Source organism: Georhizobium profundi (genome assembly GCF_003952725.1).
Lineage (GTDB): Bacteria > Pseudomonadota > Alphaproteobacteria > Rhizobiales > Rhizobiaceae > Georhizobium > Georhizobium profundi.
The window spans coordinates 2,038,482-2,055,925 of record NZ_CP032509.1 but is presented as its reverse complement, the minus strand read 5'-3'; the positions used below and the strand labels follow the sequence as shown (position 1 = coordinate 2,055,925).

20 protein-coding genes are annotated in these 17,444 nt (G+C 56.9%); 17 read left to right on the top strand and 3 right to left on the bottom strand.

What is annotated here, in order from left to right:
- The first annotated feature begins 228 nt into the window (after positions 1 to 228).
- The 4 genes from D5400_RS21360 (at position 229) to D5400_RS09630 (ending at position 2,165) form a co-directional block, all read left to right on the top strand.
- Entirely contained in the window at positions 229 to 702 is a 474-nt protein-coding gene (locus D5400_RS21360; RefSeq protein WP_205665549.1) for a type II toxin-antitoxin system prevent-host-death family antitoxin, read from the top strand.
- Positions 703 to 1,220: 518 nt separating this feature from the next.
- Entirely contained in the window at positions 1,221 to 1,598 is a 378-nt protein-coding gene (locus D5400_RS09640; protein ID WP_126009818.1) for a hypothetical protein, read from the top strand.
- Positions 1,599 to 1,605: 7 nt separating this feature from the next.
- On the top strand, positions 1,606 to 1,983 hold the full coding sequence (locus D5400_RS09635) for a hypothetical protein (RefSeq protein WP_126009817.1): 378 nt from the start codon (positions 1,606 to 1,608) through the stop codon (positions 1,981 to 1,983).
- Positions 1,980 to 2,165 (top strand): hypothetical protein, encoded by a 186-nt coding sequence (locus D5400_RS09630; RefSeq protein WP_126009816.1) that lies wholly within the window; start codon positions 1,980 to 1,982, stop codon positions 2,163 to 2,165. The genes D5400_RS09635 and D5400_RS09630 overlap by 4 nt, the downstream gene beginning before the upstream one ends.
- 142 nt (positions 2,166 to 2,307) lie before the next feature.
- On the opposite strand, the gene D5400_RS09625 is transcribed toward D5400_RS09630, so the two are convergent.
- The 3 genes from D5400_RS09625 to D5400_RS09615 all read right to left on the bottom strand — a co-directional run bounded on the left by D5400_RS09625 (position 2,308) and on the right by D5400_RS09615 (position 4,183).
- The gene (locus tag D5400_RS09625) at positions 2,308 to 2,808 is read right to left on the bottom strand and encodes a hypothetical protein (protein ID WP_126009815.1); all 501 of its coding nucleotides are present in this window, start codon (positions 2,806 to 2,808) and stop codon (positions 2,308 to 2,310) included.
- Positions 2,809 to 2,926: 118 nt separating this feature from the next.
- Complete coding sequence (locus D5400_RS09620; RefSeq protein ID WP_126009814.1) at positions 2,927 to 3,424, bottom strand: DUF305 domain-containing protein; 498 nt, start codon at positions 3,422 to 3,424, stop codon at positions 2,927 to 2,929.
- Positions 3,425 to 3,439: 15 nt separating this feature from the next.
- On the bottom strand, positions 3,440 to 4,183 hold the full coding sequence (locus tag D5400_RS09615; protein ID WP_126009813.1) for a MauE/DoxX family redox-associated membrane protein: 744 nt from the start codon (positions 4,181 to 4,183) through the stop codon (positions 3,440 to 3,442).
- A 305-nt stretch (positions 4,184 to 4,488) separates the two neighbouring features.
- On the opposite strand from D5400_RS09615, the gene D5400_RS09610 reads away from it, so the two are divergent.
- The 13 genes from D5400_RS09610 (at position 4,489) to D5400_RS09545 (ending at position 17,413) form a co-directional block, all read left to right on the top strand.
- Complete coding sequence (locus tag D5400_RS09610; RefSeq protein WP_126009812.1) at positions 4,489 to 4,914, top strand: DUF7282 domain-containing protein; 426 nt, start codon at positions 4,489 to 4,491, stop codon at positions 4,912 to 4,914.
- A gap of 440 nt (positions 4,915 to 5,354) precedes the next feature.
- The gene (locus D5400_RS09605; protein WP_126009811.1) at positions 5,355 to 5,657 is read left to right on the top strand and encodes a hypothetical protein; all 303 of its coding nucleotides are present in this window, start codon (positions 5,355 to 5,357) and stop codon (positions 5,655 to 5,657) included.
- A gap of 343 nt (positions 5,658 to 6,000) precedes the next feature.
- Complete coding sequence (locus tag D5400_RS09600; RefSeq protein ID WP_205665548.1) at positions 6,001 to 6,261, top strand: hypothetical protein; 261 nt, start codon at positions 6,001 to 6,003, stop codon at positions 6,259 to 6,261.
- Positions 6,258 to 6,653, top strand: a complete 396-nt coding sequence (locus D5400_RS09595; protein WP_126009810.1) for a FixH family protein — start codon at positions 6,258 to 6,260, stop codon at positions 6,651 to 6,653. The genes D5400_RS09600 and D5400_RS09595 overlap by 4 nt, the downstream gene beginning before the upstream one ends.
- Positions 6,654 to 6,667: 14 nt before the next feature.
- Positions 6,668 to 8,074 carry an efflux RND transporter periplasmic adaptor subunit gene (locus tag D5400_RS09590; RefSeq protein WP_245451498.1) on the top strand — a complete coding sequence of 469 codons (1,407 nt, stop codon included), beginning with the start codon at positions 6,668 to 6,670 and terminating at the stop codon, positions 8,072 to 8,074.
- Positions 8,071 to 11,241, top strand: a complete 3,171-nt coding sequence (locus D5400_RS09585) for an efflux RND transporter permease subunit (RefSeq protein WP_126009808.1) — start codon at positions 8,071 to 8,073, stop codon at positions 11,239 to 11,241. The genes D5400_RS09590 and D5400_RS09585 overlap by 4 nt, the downstream gene beginning before the upstream one ends.
- A gap of 138 nt (positions 11,242 to 11,379) precedes the next feature.
- Positions 11,380 to 11,970, top strand: a complete 591-nt coding sequence (locus tag D5400_RS09580) for a hypothetical protein (protein ID WP_126009807.1) — start codon at positions 11,380 to 11,382, stop codon at positions 11,968 to 11,970.
- 300 nt (positions 11,971 to 12,270) lie between these two features.
- Positions 12,271 to 13,743: a TolC family protein gene (locus tag D5400_RS09570; RefSeq protein WP_126009805.1), complete on the top strand. Its 1,473-nt coding sequence runs from the start codon at positions 12,271 to 12,273 to the stop codon at positions 13,741 to 13,743.
- A 12-nt stretch (positions 13,744 to 13,755) separates the two neighbouring features.
- Complete coding sequence (locus D5400_RS09565; protein ID WP_126009804.1) at positions 13,756 to 15,123, top strand: multicopper oxidase family protein; 1,368 nt, start codon at positions 13,756 to 13,758, stop codon at positions 15,121 to 15,123.
- A 54-nt stretch (positions 15,124 to 15,177) separates the two neighbouring features.
- A complete protein-coding gene (locus D5400_RS09560; protein ID WP_425364922.1) occupies positions 15,178 to 15,666 on the top strand; it encodes a cupredoxin domain-containing protein in 489 nt (162 codons plus the stop codon).
- Positions 15,667 to 15,684: 18 nt separating this feature from the next.
- Complete coding sequence (locus tag D5400_RS09555; protein WP_126009802.1) at positions 15,685 to 15,969, top strand: copper-binding protein; 285 nt, start codon at positions 15,685 to 15,687, stop codon at positions 15,967 to 15,969.
- Positions 15,970 to 15,999: 30 nt separating this feature from the next.
- The gene (locus tag D5400_RS09550) at positions 16,000 to 16,287 is read left to right on the top strand and encodes a hypothetical protein (RefSeq protein ID WP_126009801.1); all 288 of its coding nucleotides are present in this window, start codon (positions 16,000 to 16,002) and stop codon (positions 16,285 to 16,287) included.
- Positions 16,288 to 16,342: 55 nt separating this feature from the next.
- Positions 16,343 to 17,413, top strand: a complete 1,071-nt coding sequence (locus tag D5400_RS09545) for an acyltransferase family protein (RefSeq protein ID WP_126009800.1) — start codon at positions 16,343 to 16,345, stop codon at positions 17,411 to 17,413.
- The last annotated feature ends 31 nt before the right edge of the window (positions 17,414 to 17,444 follow it).

Here is a 17,444-nt window from a genome sequence, read left to right as displayed (position 1 = left end):
CAGCGCCATTCGAACGAGGCGGGCCGCTGGGCTGCAAAGCGCTTGGTTTCCGCACTTTCGGCCGAGGCAGGCGCATGAGCGCCTTCCGATCGGTCGAAGTTTACGACACCGCATCAGGCATGGGCGGATCGTTCAACGTCGACATAGCGATCATCTGCCCGGTGATCGTGGCAAATTGCCCGTCTGGTATGGCCGAGCCAGCCCGCGAGGCTGGGTGCCGGGGCACGATTGGTACGGATTTCGTCTCGAAGGGAAGCGCGCGCAGCTCTCCAACAAACGCACCATGCCCATTTTGAAAGGTCCCCAACAGTCGCTCGATCAGGAACCGTCGCAAAGCGGTTTCTGATCGAAAGCCAGATTGAAGAGCGCGGCGACATCGAGCCGCAGCGCTCTGCTACGCGGGAACTCGGCCCCTTCCCTCGCGCACTTCCCCCAAAAAATAGAGATGTCTGCGCCATGAAAGAATTTGCAGCTGCTGATTTGACCGGCAAGACGGGAGATCTGCTAGAAGCCGCGTCCGTTTCCCCGGTCGCCATCACCAAGCACCGAAAGCCGCGCTATGTCATCATGTCGATGGAGCGTTACGAAAATCTGACCCATGATGACGATACGCGCCGCGCCTTTCAGGTCGATGATCTTAGCAATGACGAAGCCGACAGCCTAATATCGGGCCTTAACACAGCATCGACAATGACTGAGTAATCAGCGCCCGCCCTGGGCGATGTCTGGCGGTATCCTCATTTGTGGAGCCGGGAAGCACCGCGCGGCGAGACAGAGGGCCGTAAGGATCGCCCCGTCGTAATCTCGCTGTTGGTGCGCAATCGCAGCGATAAACTTGTCGTTTTGATGCTGCCGATCACCAGTGGTACCCAGCATGGCCTCTACAGCATTGAAGTGCCCGACATCGGAAAAAAGGCGCGCGGGATTGGACGCCCACATAGCGCTTTGGATCGTGGCCGACGAGGCAGACGAAGACATTCACGCCCAAAATTTTTAATTCGAACCCGGAAACCGCATCGGTCGGTTTTTCCAGTTCGTCCACCAAGGTGCAGGGGCTCATGGTCGACGCGCTCAAAGCGCGACAGATCAGGCGCGCCAGCCGGCGATGACCAGCGTGCGACCGCATCGAGCAGCCACCATCCGGTATGAGGGAAGCCCCTAGAGCCCCTTCCTTAACACTCCCTTTCGCCGCGCCGCAAATCGCTGCCCGCGCCATTTTCTTGCAGCTGTGGCAGACACGGCGCGGCTATGACACGACCGGCGATCATGCCGAAATCGACGCCTCAAGGCGCGGCGCAACCGCGTTGGAGATTTCAGCCTCTCATGAAGGCGTCGAGCGTTACATGAAGAACGCGCAGGACAGCGTCCCGGCTCTGGCGTTCGTGGAACTGAATGAGCGTTGGGGCGATCATCTGCCCGGAAATCCCGCCGCCCATGCGGAGCGTCAGATTGACGGCTCCGGCTGGCTCCCTGCCCCGATCCGGATCGCAGCAAATGACGATCAGGCAAACAACACCCTCCCTGTAGCAGCCGAGCAATCAGCCGCCCTTGGTCGCGCCGTTCTCCCGGCGCGGCCGGCTCCCCTTTTCAGGATCTAGGAAGATAATGACCTCACCCCTCACACCTAACCAGCATGTAGCCGTTACCAGCTATGCGCTCGCCGACGGCGAAAACTTGAAAGACCGCCTTGCCGCCGATTGGCGGGATGGCCGCAGCGAGGGCGAATTGCAGCGTTCGCGCAATAGCCACGGCCCCGCATGGCTGGCTATCTATTCACTGGCCGACTGGCCGAAAAGGATGTTTTCGGTCGGCGCCCGACTGGATCCTCAACCCGATTGCGCGATGGAAGCAGCGGAATGCCGCTTGCTCATCCACGCCTACGGCAAGAACCCCGAACGATTGAGGCGACGTGCAAGACGCGCTCGACAAGGCATTAGAGGCGTCGACCTGCCCGCTGATTTTCCGCAGCGGATGGGAGCATGAGCGTGCACGAGGATCGGAACAATTTCATCTACCAGCCGCCGCCCAGCCGTCGCGGCGGACAAGAGACGGGCTTATCGATCGTGGTGACGATCGCCTCGCTGATCCTTGCCTTCATGGCCGCCGATCATGCAAAATATGTCGCGCTCGAATCGTTCCGGGACTGGCTGCCCTTCCTCGACTGATTGTCCGAGAACGTGGCCGTCCGGATACGTCATTGGAAAAAGGGTACTGGTGTTCTCCCGCCCTTTTCCCACAGCACAAAAAGTGGAAACAGGTTGCCGGGGAATTCATTTAACCTTCAGCTTAGTGCTCTTAATGGTCTGTTTAACCAAGCTCGTCGATGTCCATTGCTATGCCCATAGCTTCGAGTTGCTGTTGCCTAGGCTTCCACGAGGTACGGCAATCTTCCACGATGGCTTGCAAGTCCTCCATCCACTCTCCAGGGGCCGCGTGCTTCAGGGTCAATGGACCAATCGAGACGGAGCGTTTCCATCCGAAATCTCCATAGGTGCTCTCAAGGCGGGCAACCAACACCTGATCTGAATCAACATAAAGCGACATTTCCGAAGTGTAGCTGCTTCCGCTATGGTCCCCGCCTCTGTTCAGGGCGTTGATCTCAAAGACTTTGCCTTTAAATTGAAATCTCAACGCAGCGTCACGTTTCGGCAGCATTGTAGTGTTGAAGGAAGAATCGAAATCGATGCCATCTACCTCATACAGCCCTGTGCGATAGGGGCCGTTGACCAGCCAAGTGAGGTTTTCAGCCACACTATGATCTCCGAGGAGCAATGCTACTCTATCAAGTGTTGCATTCTGGTCGACCATTGCGCTATCACCCGCGCCAATTTCTCTATGCTGCACCCTCACTTATAATCCATCGAGCATTAGATATCACTACAAATAGCAGCCGACCTGCCGCAGCAAAGCTCGCTCGGCCGATCTGTCAGCTCTGATCGTCTTTGCCTGCAGGCAAAACTGGCGCATCATCCGGGACTGCATTGTTTTCGAGATCGCGGATCAGCTGCTTCATCTCATCAATCTCTCGCACCTGAGCTTCGATAATTTCGTCGGCAAGTTCTCGGACACGCGGATCGCGTATCTGGGCGCGTTCACTTGTCATGATGGCGATGGAATGATGCGGGATCATCGCCTTCATGTAAGAAATATCTCCCACCGTTTCCTGACTGCGCACAAGCCATAGGCTCGTTGCGAATATCACTGCGCTCCCCACAGCAATGGCAACGTTAGCGCTAGTATTCTCGTACATGGACCACATGTATCCGATCATGACGATCGCCATGACGGCACCCATATAGATCGCCATCCATGTACGGGTCTGGCTGTAGGTGACATGGTCCAGTGCATAAGTGTTGAGATACATCAGGACGAACATAACCACCGTCGAAGTGGCGATCATCGCGAAGAAGCGGCCGTAGGTCATGATAAATCGGTCCTCCTATTTGACGAGCATCCAGATGGCCATTGAGACCATCATCAAGTTTTCGGTGAGAGAGACGAAGCCAAGGGGCACATTGCTATCGCCGCCTACGCAGGCACATTGGAGTTCTCGTCTGTCGACATAAACAGCCTTAAAAACCGAGATCGCGCCGATGGTGCCAATGACGAGGGCGATCGGAATTGCGACCCACAGCAATGCACCTGCGATCATCAGGATGCCTGCGAGAGCCTCGCCGAAGGGGTATACATAAGCATAGGGAACATATCGTTGGGCCAGCAGATCGTAGCCCAAGAACATGTTTGAAAAGCTCTCGATATCCCGCAGTTTGAGGATCGCAAGGACGCACATTGAAATGGCGATGAACCATTGGACTGCTTGGATGGTTAGCAGCGCGCCGAAGGCAGCCCAGTTGAACGAGAGCGCCATCAGTGCGGCAGTGGCGAAGACCGCGATCACCGGTTTATAGGTCACAGCCAGGGAATTCTGGCCGCTCTTTTCGAAATGCACCAGAAGGTCATCGTATCCGCCGATGCGCGTGCCATTGATAAAAGTTTGCGGCGTCGTCTCAACGCCTTCTTGCTGTTTGAATGCATTAGTCCTGGCACGCGTCGTCAGCTGGTGATCGTCGATCTTATAGCCTTGGCGACGAAGGAGGTCTTTGGACTTGAGACCGAAAGGACAGATGTGTTCGTTCGTTGCCATGCGATAAAGCTCGGCCTGACGCACAACGTTTGCATCCATGTCGTCAATCTCCACTGTTTGCGTGTGCTAGCGAAACGTCCAAGATCGCCGTTTGTTCACTTGGGAGGCGTGCGAGCTTCACCCTCTCATCGCGGCGGCTGCAACCAGCAGCAGGACGACGACGACCAGCATGCACAAAAAGCCATGCCGAACATCAACCCGCTGCGTCCCATTTCAACATGCATCATTGTTTCATTCCTTCTGTTGTTCGATCCGCGCCGGGTGAGGTTGAAACTAAGTCTGCCGCTCTCTCGTAAAGTTTAGGGACCCCAGCACCGCTGGAGGCTCAACATGGGAGTGTCATTATGAGAACATTTGCAAAGACCGCACTTGCGGCCGCTGCGGCATCGGTCGTCATGGGCGGTATCGCCTACGCGGACCATCTCAACATCAACGTTGACGGTGCAACCATTGAAGATGGCTCGGTCGTCTTCCCATCGGTCAAGATCGATCAGGATGGGTATGTCGTCATTCATGCCGTCGAGAACGGCGAGCCTGTGCTTCCCGCCTCTATCGGTCATGTGGCAGTCCCTGCCGGTGACAGCGAAAATGTCACCGTGGAGGTCGAGGGCGGAGCCATGGAGCGCACCAGCTACGTTGCCATGATCCACTACGAAACGAACGACAACGACACCTACGACTTCGCAGAAGGCATGACCGATGTCGACACGCCCGGCATGCGTCCGGACAACACGGCTTACGCGCTGCCCTTCACCGTCGGCGGCATGTAATCAACAGTGAGTATCAGCTGAATATTGGGCCGCGTTGCACTGATCGCGCGGCCCATTTCTGTTGAGGTCCCGACGAACGGAAACCATCCAGTGGCGAGCAATGATCACAATCAAGCATTGCCATTCGATCAAGTTCGCCTGCCGCAAGATTTCCAATGAACAATGACGGTCTGGCTGTCAGTTTCTTTAGTTCATCTACAGCGGTTTAACTTCGTGGAAGCCGCTCCAGCACCACGGGAAAGTTATGCGAGCTTAAACTATTTGTCTTTACGCTGATGCAGCAATTTTGAAACGAATGAATTGCGTCCCCCTGTTGACGCCTTGGCTCAGGTCGACGGCGCGAGGTGCGCAGTCGCGTGGAGAACGACGACGCGTAGATGGACAGAACATATTGGCTAGTTTAACATTGCTTCATGCGGACGTGGATCAGATCACTACTCGTGCTTATTGTTGTCGCGGTCGCCGCAGCAACACTATTGCAGACGGGGTTAGCCGCGTCGATGGTGATCGAGATGGAAGCCCAGTCCGGCGAAATGGCGGACATGATCGACTGCCTGGACTGCGATGAAGAAGCCAACAGCATGTCTTGCATGACCGCCTGCATCACGGCTTGTCCTGCAATTTTAAACTCTACGGCAAAAGCCGATTTCTTGCATCGCACGTCGCATGAGATTTTCATCGCTATGTTCTCTTTGGGCGTCGTCCGTACGCCTGACCCCTTTCCTCCCCGTCGAACGGCCTGACCCATAACAGCGGAATTGAGGTTGTCGCGGTGTGATGTCGCCCGCGATTGACCTCCATGGCCCGGCCGATAGGCCGACTCTACCTAAAATCTGAAGTCGATTTCGCGCGATTGCGGAAGAGCAGCACGCAGGTGCTGCGCTGATTGCGTACGCATAAGAAGAGAAAATTCAACATGATGAATGATATGGGTTCTATGGAATGCATGGGCTGGATGATGTGGGGAATGAGTGCTTTTTCGGTCCTCGCTCTCATCGTGCTGGTGCTCGTGGCTGCTGCACTGATCAAGTATTTGCGGAACGGACCGCCGCGCTAGGATCAGCCGTCCTTGAGAAAGCAAACAAGATGAACATGATCGAACATGCCGCAGCCGTGCGTGCTGACGTCTGTCACTCCGCACGACCGCGGCTGCGTATTCGCTGGACGCTGCTCGCCGTCACTTTGGCCGTTGGTATCGGGGCGGCGCTTAACTGGGGCTGGCTGACGGCGGTCGGCCTCGCGCCCTTTCTGCTGGGAGCACTGCCATGCGCAACAGCTTGCGCACTCGGACTTTGCGTCGGTGTGAAGCCGGCGCCCACTCCTAGCGCCGGAAAGGATTCGCAATGAATGACCGGCTTGCTATGCTCGCGTCGTTTCTGGCATCCGCATCGCTACTGTTGTTGATGACGTCCGTCCTGGCGGCGGACGAAGGCTTCCGATTTGAGATCGTCGACGAAGTAGCGACCGTCGGCGACAACGCTTTGACGGTGCGGCTCATCGATGCCGAAGGCAACAGCGTTCCGAGAGCCGTAATCTACGCCCTAAGACTGGACATGGCTCCCGATGGAATGGCTGCCATGACCGCACCCCTCCAACCCGTCGAAGAACTTGACGATGGTCTTTACCGTTTTCGTGCTGACCTGATGATGGAAGGCAATTGGCGCCTTCAGATCGCCGCCAAAATTCAAGGAGAGACCGAGACGGTCACGGCGGAACTGCCCTTGGAGGTACTTCCGTGAGGCCCGCTGGAATAGTGACGACCCTGGTACTCATACTTGCGAGCGGGGCAGCAGGGTATTGGGTCGGGCAGGACGGAGGACTTACCACCGCATCTTTAGTTCCCGCCGTCGCCCCATCGCCGACGTCCCCGAACACGGCCGGGGAGCAGGGGGCCATTCTCTACTATCGGCATCCGGCGGGGGAAGCCATCTATTCGGCAACTGCCACCGAGACGGAGGAGGGAGAGCCTTTCGAGGCCGTGCGGGCAAGCGAAGACGTCACGCTGGGCGAACAAGGCCCGATAACTCCGCAAGACATCGCCCTCGTTCCGGCTGCAAGCGGTAAAGTCCTTTACTACCGCAATCCGATGGGCCTCGCGGACACCTCGCCGGTCCCGAAAAAGGATTGGATGGGAATGGACTACATTCCGGTTTACGAGGGCGAGCAGCCAAGTGACTCTTCAGTCGTAGTTTCGGCAGGAAAAATCCAGAGAACCGGGGTGAAGACCGAACATGCCATGCTTGGGGTCATCGCACGATCTGTTGATGTTCCCGGTATCGTGACGCTCGACGAACGTCTGGTTAGCGTCGTGTCGCCGCGTGTCGAAACATTTGTTGAAACCGTCGCAGACGTCACGACCGGTGATCAGATCGAGGCCGGCGATGAACTGATGCGTGTATATTCGCGCGACATCGCGGCCGCGGGGGCCCAGTTTCTCTCGGATCTTAAGAGCGGATTATCCGGGCAGGCGATGTCAGGGAGCCGGCTTCGTCTAAAGAACCTCGGGGTACCCGAGTCCGCCGTCCAAGACATGGAGACGACACGGGCCGTTCCCGAAAGCATCGTCGTATCCGCCTCCCGCAACGGGGTCGTTCTCGAGAGGTCAGTCGTGCCCGGCATGATGGCCGGGCCCGGTGACGTCCTGTTCCGCATCGCGGATACCTCGCGGGTATGGATCATGGCCGAGATCCCCGAATACCTGGTTTCGGATGTGAGCCTTGACGCGGAGGCGATCGTGCGTATCCGCAGCCTGCCCGGCAAGGAATTCGAAGGCACGGTCAATCAGATCTACCCAGAAATTCGGGAGCAGACCCGAACAACCAGGGTCCGCATCGAACTCCCCAATCCCGACGGAATCCTTCTTGCGAATATGTATGCCGAAGTCGCAATCAAGGGAAAGCAGACTGCCAAGACAATTACTGTGCCCGACGGAGCGGTAATCGACACCGGTAAACGCCAATCCGTATTTGTCGACCTCGGCGAAGGGCGCTTCGAGCCTCGCGACGTCCGGGTGGGGATGCGCAGCGGCGGCCAGACCGAAATCCTGGAAGGCATCGCCGAAGGCGAAGCCGTAGTCGTTTCCGGCAACTTCCTGATCGATGCCGAAAGCAACCTCAACGCCGCTTTCAGTGCCTTTCAGTCGGAGGTTATCGAGCCATGATCGCGCGCATCATCGCTTGGTCGTCAAGAAACCTGTTCCTCGTCGTCTTCGCGGCTGTGTTTGCCTCGGCCGCGGGGATCTACGCACTGCGCACGCTTCCTCTCGACGCGATTCCCGATCTTTCGGACGTTCAAGTCATCGTTTTCACGGAGTATCCGGGGCAGGCTCCGCAGGTGGTCGAAGACCAGGTTACATATCCCTTGACCACGGCCATGCTTACGGTGCCGCAGTCGAGGGTCGTTCGCGGCTTCTCATTCTTCGGAGTATCGTTCGTCTACGTCATCTTTGAAGACAGCACCGATCCGTATTGGGCCCGGAGCCGGGTTCTGGAATACCTCAACGCGGCAGCAAGCCGACTGCCGGCCGGCGTGACGCCGACGCTCGGCCCGGATGCCACTGGCGTGGGCTGGGTCTACCAATACGCTGTGGTCGCGAAAGAACTGACGCTAGCCGAACTGCGCTCCCTGCAGGACTGGGTGGTGAGGTTCGCTGCTTCCGAAGCCGAAGGCGTCGCCGAGGTTGCCAGTGTTGGCGGTTTCGTCAAGCAATATTCGGTGGTGATAGATCCTGCACGTTTGCGGTCCGCCGGCTTGACGCTTAGCGATGTGGCTGATGCCGTGCGCGACAGCAACATGGACGTTGGAGGGCGTACCGTAGAACTTTCCGAGTTCGAGTTCATGGTTCGCGGGCAAGGATATCTTGAAGGCGTGGGCGACCTGGAAAACATCGCTCTCATGGCAGACGGCGGCGTCCCTCTTCGACTTGCCGACGTGGCGCGTGTGGAAGTCGTCGCCGATGAACGCCGTGGTATCACCGAACTCGACGGCGAAGGCGAGGTCGCGAGCGGCATTGTTCTGCAGCGCTTCGGTGCCAATGCGCTCGACGTGATCGACAACGTAAAGCGGAGCCTTTCGGCGATCAAAGACAGCCTTCCGGCCGGGACCGACATCGTGCCCGTTTATGACAGGTCCGAACTCATCGAGGCCGCCATTGCGACGCTCAAGACGACGCTGATCGAAGAATCGATCGTGGTCGCGTTGGTGACGATCGTGTTCCTACTCCACGTCCGCAGCGCCCTGGTCGTTATCATCATGCTGCCCGTCGGCATCCTCATGGCGTTTGCGGTGATGCAACTCTTGGGCATTGGCGCCAACATCATGAGCCTGGGCGGAATCGCGATCGCGATCGGGGCGATGATCGACGCGGCAATCGTCATGGTCGAGAACGCCCACAAGCACCTCGAACGCGCGCCCCCGGAAAAACCCCGTCTCGAAGTGCTGATCGATGCAGCATCCGAAGTGGGACCCGCACTGTTCTTCAGCCTCCTCATCATCACAGTCTCGTTCCTGCCGATCTTCACGCTGGAATCGCAGGAAGGCCGGTTGTTCGCGCCGCTTGCGTTCACCAAGACCTTCGCCATGGCGGCTGCTGCGATATTGTCCGTCACGCTGGTACCAGCTCTCATGGTCATCTTCGTCAGAGGCAGGATCGTCCCGGAGCACAGAAACCCCGTGAACCAAGTTCTGATCGGAGCCTACAGACCTGTCATCCGGACCGTTCTTCAGGCAAAAAGCGCGACGATCTTGATCGCGTTGCTCATCCTTGCCGTGACCATCTGGCCAGCCCGGCAGCTCGGCAGCGAATTCATGCCCGATCTTGACGAAGGCACACTGATGTATATGCCGACGACCCTACCGGGTCTGTCGGTGACCAAAGCTGCTGAGCTGATGCAAACGCAGGACCGGATTATCAAGTCCTTTCCGGAAGTCGCTTCAGTGTTCGGCAAGGCCGGCCGCGCTGGAACGGCGACAGATCCTGCTCCAATGGAAATGTTCGAGACCATCATCAACCTGAAACCCAAGGACGAATGGCGGGAGGGCGTGACGGTCGAAAGTTTGAAGGCCGAAATGGACGCAGCGCTCCAGTTCCCAGGTGTTGCGAATGCTTGGACGATGCCGATCCGGGCCCGGATCGACATGCTTGCGACGGGCATCCGGACACCAGTTGGCGTGAAAGTCTACGGACCAAATCTGGAAGGCATCGAAGGCGTAGCCCGCGAAGTAGAAACGGTATTACAAACTGTTCCAGGGACGTCGAGCGCCTATGCTGAGCGGGTCATCGGCGGCTATTTTCTCGACATCACCCCCGATCGTACGGCTCTCGGCCGCTACGGGCTCTCCGTCACAGACGTCCAAGACGTGATTTCCATGGCTCTGGGTGCCCAAGTCGTAACGTCGACGGTTGAAGGGCGCGAACGCTACGGCGTGTCGATCCGCTACCCCAGGGCGCTGCGAAGCGATCCGGACTCGATCGCGCGCGACATCGAAATCGCCCTACCCGGCGGCGGCGCTATCCCGCTTGGCGAAGTCGCCTCTGTCGAACTCGCCCGTGGTGCTAGTTCGATCAGGACGGAGAACGGGCGTCTAGCCGCCTATATCTTTGTCGATATCGCAGGACGCGACTTGGGCGGTTACGTAGCGGAGGCCCAGGCGGCTGTCGCCCAAGCCGTCGACCTGCCAGACGGCTACTCCGTCGGTTGGAGCGGCCAGTTCGAATATCTCGAACGCGCTGTGGAGCGCCTTAAGGTCGTCGTGCCGTTGACTCTGGCTCTCATTTTCCTCCTGCTTTACCTGAACTTCCGCCGTCTGACCGAGACCCTGATCGTCATGCTGTCTTTGCCATTCGCGCTCGTCGGAGGCATTTGGCTGATGTGGTGGCTAGGGTTCAACACGTCGGTGGCCGTCGCCGTCGGTTTCATCGCGCTTGCAGGCGTTGCCGCGGAGACAGGCGTGATCATGCTCATCTATCTCGACCACGCACTTACTGATGCCAAGACACGATGCGAATTGGAAGGACGTCCCTTTCAACGCACTGACCTGCATCAGGCGGTTATGGTGGGAGCGGTCGAGCGGGTGCGTCCCAAAATCATGACAGTCGTCACCATCATGGCAGGTCTCATCCCCATTTTATGGAGTACGGGTTCTGGATCGGAGATCATGCAACGGATCGCAGTGCCGATGATCGGCGGCATGGTGTCGTCGTCGTTGCTGACCCTGATCGTCATTCCTGCGGTTTATGCTACTATCAAAGGACGGGGTTTATCCTCCAGTGACCAACTGAATGCAGATACTGTCCACGCTACAAATCCAATCGTTTTTAACCCTTAAGGTATAGATTTATTCAAATAACCGAACTCGACAAAGACTCAATACAATTTATGGTATCACTCAATGTGGATCGATACGAAAACTGATCGTTGCTGAAACAGGCAGTGCAGCGAAGGATCGGTACGATACAATTGATAAATGATGTTCGGCAGATCCATCACATTTGGTCAGAGAAAATGGTTTATCTATTTCGCGATACTGTTTACGCGAAAATCGATTTGGATAAACACTCCCATCACTGGAATCATCCCAATTGCAGCATCCAACTATCGCTTGACCCGTTCCAAATCGGGCGGCATAAGTCTGATCATGGGTGATTCGAGGTTTGCAAAAATCAGCGCGTTAGGACTGGCAGTGAAACTGCTGGTTGCGCTGATTATTATCGCGAGCCCATTTGTTCAGACGGCTAGCGCCGCCCTGATGGCCCAGAGTGATGGCGTGGGTCATCATGCTCAGCTCCAGAACGATGGTGCACACGGTGATCATCACGCAAGTGAGCCGTTACCCGATATGCACGATCAATCCCGCGTGTCTGCTTCTGAGCAAAACACAGTCGACGGCACTTCGGCCGCTGCAGAGTGTTGCGATCTCTTTTGCACGTCGTCTGGATTTATCACGGTATCGATAGATCTGGTGATGGCGAAACCTCTGTCGGTGCGGCATGCCGTCATGAATTCTGGCATAGCTGCCGGTGAATGGGTCAATCCACACCGCCCCCCGAACTCCTGATCTGAATTCAGCCTGTCGTAGGCTTTATCTCCCCAACCTGTGCTGTTGAGGAGCAATCGAATTCTGTATCGGGGTAATCTTCATGAAACTGACCATAGCGCTGGCTGCGCTTCCGCTCGTCGTGAGCGGATGCGCTGCCACGACGCCGCCTGAGGTCACGGCGGCTCTCTCGCCAGCGTCGGCGTACGCCGTCCAGCCACTGCATCATCACAATGCCATTGGCGACTACACACATCGGGTCGCGACTGATCCCAGACCTTGGCGCAACTCCAATGATGCCCAAGCGCCTGGAGGTAACTCATGACGCGGACTGTTACCAATAAAGTCGCAATTCTGATTTTGCCGGTTTTTCTCGGGGGGTGTGCGGCAACTGCAAAAGAAGGCGTATATAGCAACGCTTTTGCTGGCTTTTCGTCCGTGCAGGCCACGACACAGGCCGCGAGTGGAAAGCAATCTGTTTGGATTCAAGACAGACAGACAGCTGAAACTGTCGCAAGACAAGTGCGCGACATGGTCCATAACAAGACGATCAACGCCGATACGGCAGTACAGGTCGCGCTTCTCAACAACAAGGGGCTACAGGCCGCATATGCCGATCTCGGCCTCTCCGCGACGGAGGTCTGGCAAGAGTCCATGTTCGAGAATCCCGTCGCCTCGATTGGCGTCCTCGGAATAGGGACCCCCGAACTCGAAGCGTTTCGCGCCGTAGAAGGCATGATCGTCAATAATATCTTCGCATTGATAACGCGGGGACGGCGCATTGATCTCGCCGAGACGGAGTTTCGTGAAGCCCAGCTCAATGCCGCCCTCGCGACACTCAGCCTTGCGGCTGAGACCAGGCGAGCGTGGATCGAGGCTGCTGCCGCTTGGGAACGGGTTGGCTATCTCAATCAATCCAAAGCGGCGGCCGACGCGGCGTCAGAACTCGCCGCCCGACTTGGCGACAGCGGCGCCTTGTCAAAGTCGGGACAGGCACGCGAGCACGTTTTTTACGCCGAGCTCGCGGGTCAAACGGCGCAGGCACGAATGGAGGCAAGGCAGGCCAAGGAACGTCTCTCCAGGCTGATGGGTCTTTGGGGTGATGATCTAGAATACGAAGTCCCAAACCGCCTACCAGATCTTCCTGGATCCCTGCCCGAGAAAAGTACAATCGAGGCTGATGCCCTGAGGCATCGCGCTGATTTGCAGGTTGCCTCTATCGAACTCGAGGCTATGGCAAAGCAATACGGTCTGACGGAAGCGACGCGCTACGTCACGGATCTCGGTCTCGTGGCCGGGTTCGAGACGGAGCGCGAGATCGAGGATGGCGAAGAGGAGGTCTCAACGTCCGGCCAAGCCGAAATCGAATTCGTTATTCCGATCTTCGACACGGGCAAAGCGCGAAAACGTCAGGCCGAGCTCAATTACATGCGTGCGGCAAACCTTCTAGCGGAAAAAGCGGTGAACGTTCGTTCCGAAGCAAGGGCGGCGTACGATGCCTACCGATCATCCTACGATATCGCTAGGCATTACAGAAATAACGTTCTTCCGTTGCGTACGACAATCGAAGAGGAATCGCTTCTTACCTACAACGGCATGATTACGAGCACTTTCGAATTGCTGGCGGACACGCGCGCCAAGATCAACTCAATCATGCTTTCCCTCGATGCCAAAAGAGCTTTTTGGCTGGCGGAAGCTAATCTCGCTCCGACCGTCTACGGCGGTGGATCAGCGATGGCTGCCGGCGCTGGCGGCGGTGAAGCCGCCGAGGCCGAGGGCGGCGGCGGACACTAATGGAGATCTCCAATGTTTAATAGAAGACAGATGCTTGGAGCCAGTGCGGCTCTCGTTTCATCAGCTGCATGGTCGAAAACATCGGCCATGTCCCTGCCTGAGGCTCCCGTCATGGAGTCTGCGACGACGCAAGCGCCGGTGCGCCCAACGAGCGGGCCAGACTACCAGCCGGTTGTGACAATCAATGGCTGGACCCTGCCGCATAGGGTGAACAACGGCGTTAAGGAGTTCCACCTGGTCGCCGAACCGGTGGAACGCGAGATGGGCGAAGGGATGACCGCCTATCTTTGGGGCTACAATGGTCAATCTCCTGGTCCAACAATCGAGGCCGTCGAGGGCGACCGCGTCCGCATTTTCGTGACCAACAAACTGCCCGAACACACCACGATCCATTGGCATGGCATGATTTTGCCAAACGGAATGGACGGTGTGACCGGGCTGACCCAGCCCGGTATCCCGGCTGGCAAAACGTTCGTCTACGAGTTCGATCTCGTGAAGAGTGGTACCTTTATGTACCACCCGCACGGGGACGAGATGGTCCAGATGGCCATGGGCATGATGGGTTTTTTCGTCGTTCACCCAAAGGACCCAGAGTTCATGCGGGTCGATCGGGATTTCGTTTTCCTCCTCAACGCATTCGATATCGATCCCGGAACTTATGTCCCGCGCGTCATGGAGATGACCGACTTCAATCTCTGGTGTTGGAACAGCCGCGTTTTTCCTGACATTGACCCGTTAGTCGTTTCAAAGAATGACCGGGTCCGGGTGCGCGTCGGCAATCTGACGATGACCAACCATCCGATCCACATGCACGGTTATGATTTCGAGGTGACGTGCACCGACGGCGGTTGGACCAGACCCGAAGCGCGGTGGCCTGAGGTTTCGATTGATATCCCCGTGGGCGCGATGCGGGCCTACGAGTTCGACGCCGTGTATGAAGGCGACTGGGCGATCCACTGCCATAAGTCGCACCACACAATGAACGCTATGGGTCATGACATCCCGACCTTTATCGGCGTGGATAAGTCGAGGGTTACCCCGAAAATCCGGCAGCTGCAGCCGGAATACATGCCCATGGGGACGGCCGGTATGGCCGACATGGGAACAATGTCCATGCCGCTTCCCGACAATACGATCCCGATGATGACCGGATGGGGCCAGTTCGGCCCGATCGAGATGGGCGGGATGTTTTCGGTCGTGAAAGTTCGCGAGGGTATCGCGGCCGACGATTACTCCGATCCGGGCGACTACGCGCATCCGGAAGGAACCGTCGCCTATGAGTGGACGGGCGCGCTGCCCGACACAGCCAAGGCCACGGACGCAAACACGCAGGTTCCGACAATGCCTGCGAAAACAAGCGGCCATGGGGACCATGGCTGACAGGGACGTTTGAGGCAACACCTACTCAACCAAGCAAGGAGCTTAAACTTGAACATCAAAACAGTCGCAGCCGCAGGCCTCGTTCTGCTCGCAGCCACCGCCGCCAATGCCGGCCCCGGTCATTCCGGAGACCATGACGAAATGGCGGTCGGCAAGCCGGGAAACGCCGCTCAAGTGGATCGCACAGTCGAGATCCGCATGCATGAAACAGATGATGGCCAAATGCTATTCGAGCCAGCTTCCCTTGAAGTCAGTCGCGGCGAAACCATCCGCTTCGCTCTGGCTAACGACGGAGCTCTCGATCACGAATTCGTCCTCGACGATCCGGCGAAAAACCAGGAGCACAAGGAAGTTATGCAGCGTTTCCCAGAGATGGAGCACGATGATCCCAACTCAGCCCGCCTTGCTCCTGGCGCAAACGGCGAAATCGTCTGGACCTTCACAAACGAAGGGACGTTCGAGTTCGCTTGTTTGATCCCTGGACACTACGAATCCGGCATGCATGCCGCTGTCGAAGTCATCGACGGCAATGCCGCCAATTGATCCAAAAGGAAAAAGAACATGACCAATATCAAGGCACTTTTGACTGCGGCGACAATCTTCTCCGCCGTAAGCTTCACCGCACACGCACAGGAATTCACGCGTGGCACCGTGAAGGAAATCAAAGCTGACCAGGAAAAGGTGACTGTTATCCACGAAGAGTTGGCGAACCTCGACATGCCGGCGATGACCATGGTCTTCAACGTCGCTGATCCGGCAATGCTGGAGCAAATGAGCGAAGGTTCCGAGATCCTTTTTGTAGCCGATCGTGTGCGCGGCAAGCTTACGATCGTCGATATTCAGTAAAAACAAAAGAATCCAAATAGGACAAATAAAATGCGTGTAATTATATCATTAGTCTTCGCGGCCGTTATGGCCACCGGAGCCATCGCTAACGAACGCGCAGCGGTCAGTGCCCCTGAACTTCAGTCTGGAATGACGACTATTTCCATCACGGACAGCAACAGGGAGCTCAATACTTATTTTTACAACGGGTTCCGATCCCCTCGTAATCAGGTTGATGTGCACGGCACGCCCGGGATCGTGGAGCAACCAGAAAGCAGCCACGACGCCACGCTCAACGGAAATCGTGGACCAATCGGCTATTCGAACCAGCTGAAATAAACCTGAAGCGGCGTCCGGCGTCGATGCGCCGGACGCCATCCGAAGGCGAAGCACAATGATCCAGGACCATCTGCAACCCGGACGCAACTCGCTCAATCTCGTCAGGCTTATCGCTGCATTTGCCGTCATCGTCTCCCACAGCTACCCAATTCTGGCCGGCGATGATGCACTTGAACCGTTGGACACATGGCTGGCATTTAATCTGGGACAGCAGGCGGTAGGTGTCTTCTTCGTTATTTCAGGCCTGACACTCGCACGAAGCTGGGAGCTTGATTCAAATGGCCTAAGATTTTTGATGAAGCGGGGTTTGCGGATATTTCCTGCCCTTATCGGGTTTGGATTCGTCTTCAGCGTTTTGATCGGTCCTTTTTTCACTAGCGCAGGTGTCACTGATTATTTTTCAGATCCGGCCACACTCCTCTATCCAATCACGGTGCCCCTGTTTTTTGATAACGCGACTCCGCCGCTTGGCGTATTTTCGAGCGCTGCAATGGCGGGGACTGTCAACGTCCCATTTTGGACCATCGAATACGAACTGCTTGCATACCTGACCTTTGCCGTGCTTTCGGTCTGGGGCAGCCTGAACAGGGTCCATCAGATTGGTTCGCTTCTGATTGGGTTGGGCGTTCTATCGCTTGTCGGCGAAGCTGGTCTCTTCGACTACGTCCATTCAAGCGCCCCACATATTGTTCGGTTCGCTGCCTGTTTTCTTTCAGGTGTTTTGCTCTATCGGCTTCGAGACCAAATTTGGCGGTCGCCGGTGTTTCTTCCCATCGCAATTGCGTTCGGCGCACTCATCAATGACCAACCAGGAGGTATAATCGCTGCCACAGCGATTTCCGTGTCGGTGGTGGTCGGGGTCGGCTTCTATACATACGGCCAGATCACCCACTGGAGCCAGAGGACAGACATTTCATATGGCGTGTACATTTACGGTTGGGCGGTTCAGCAGGTTGTGGCAGCTATCTGGCCAGACATGGCGGTGGCCTGGCTCGTCTTAACCTCTCTGTCGCTCGTGACGCTTGCGGGCGTACTGTCATGGACCCTGGTTGAGAGGCCGGCGATGCGTTTCAAGAGCAGCATTATGAGATCAAAGCGGATAGTGGCCGAAGGAGCTGCAGAGTAAGCGAATTCGGGGCTTGACATTCCTGCAGGTG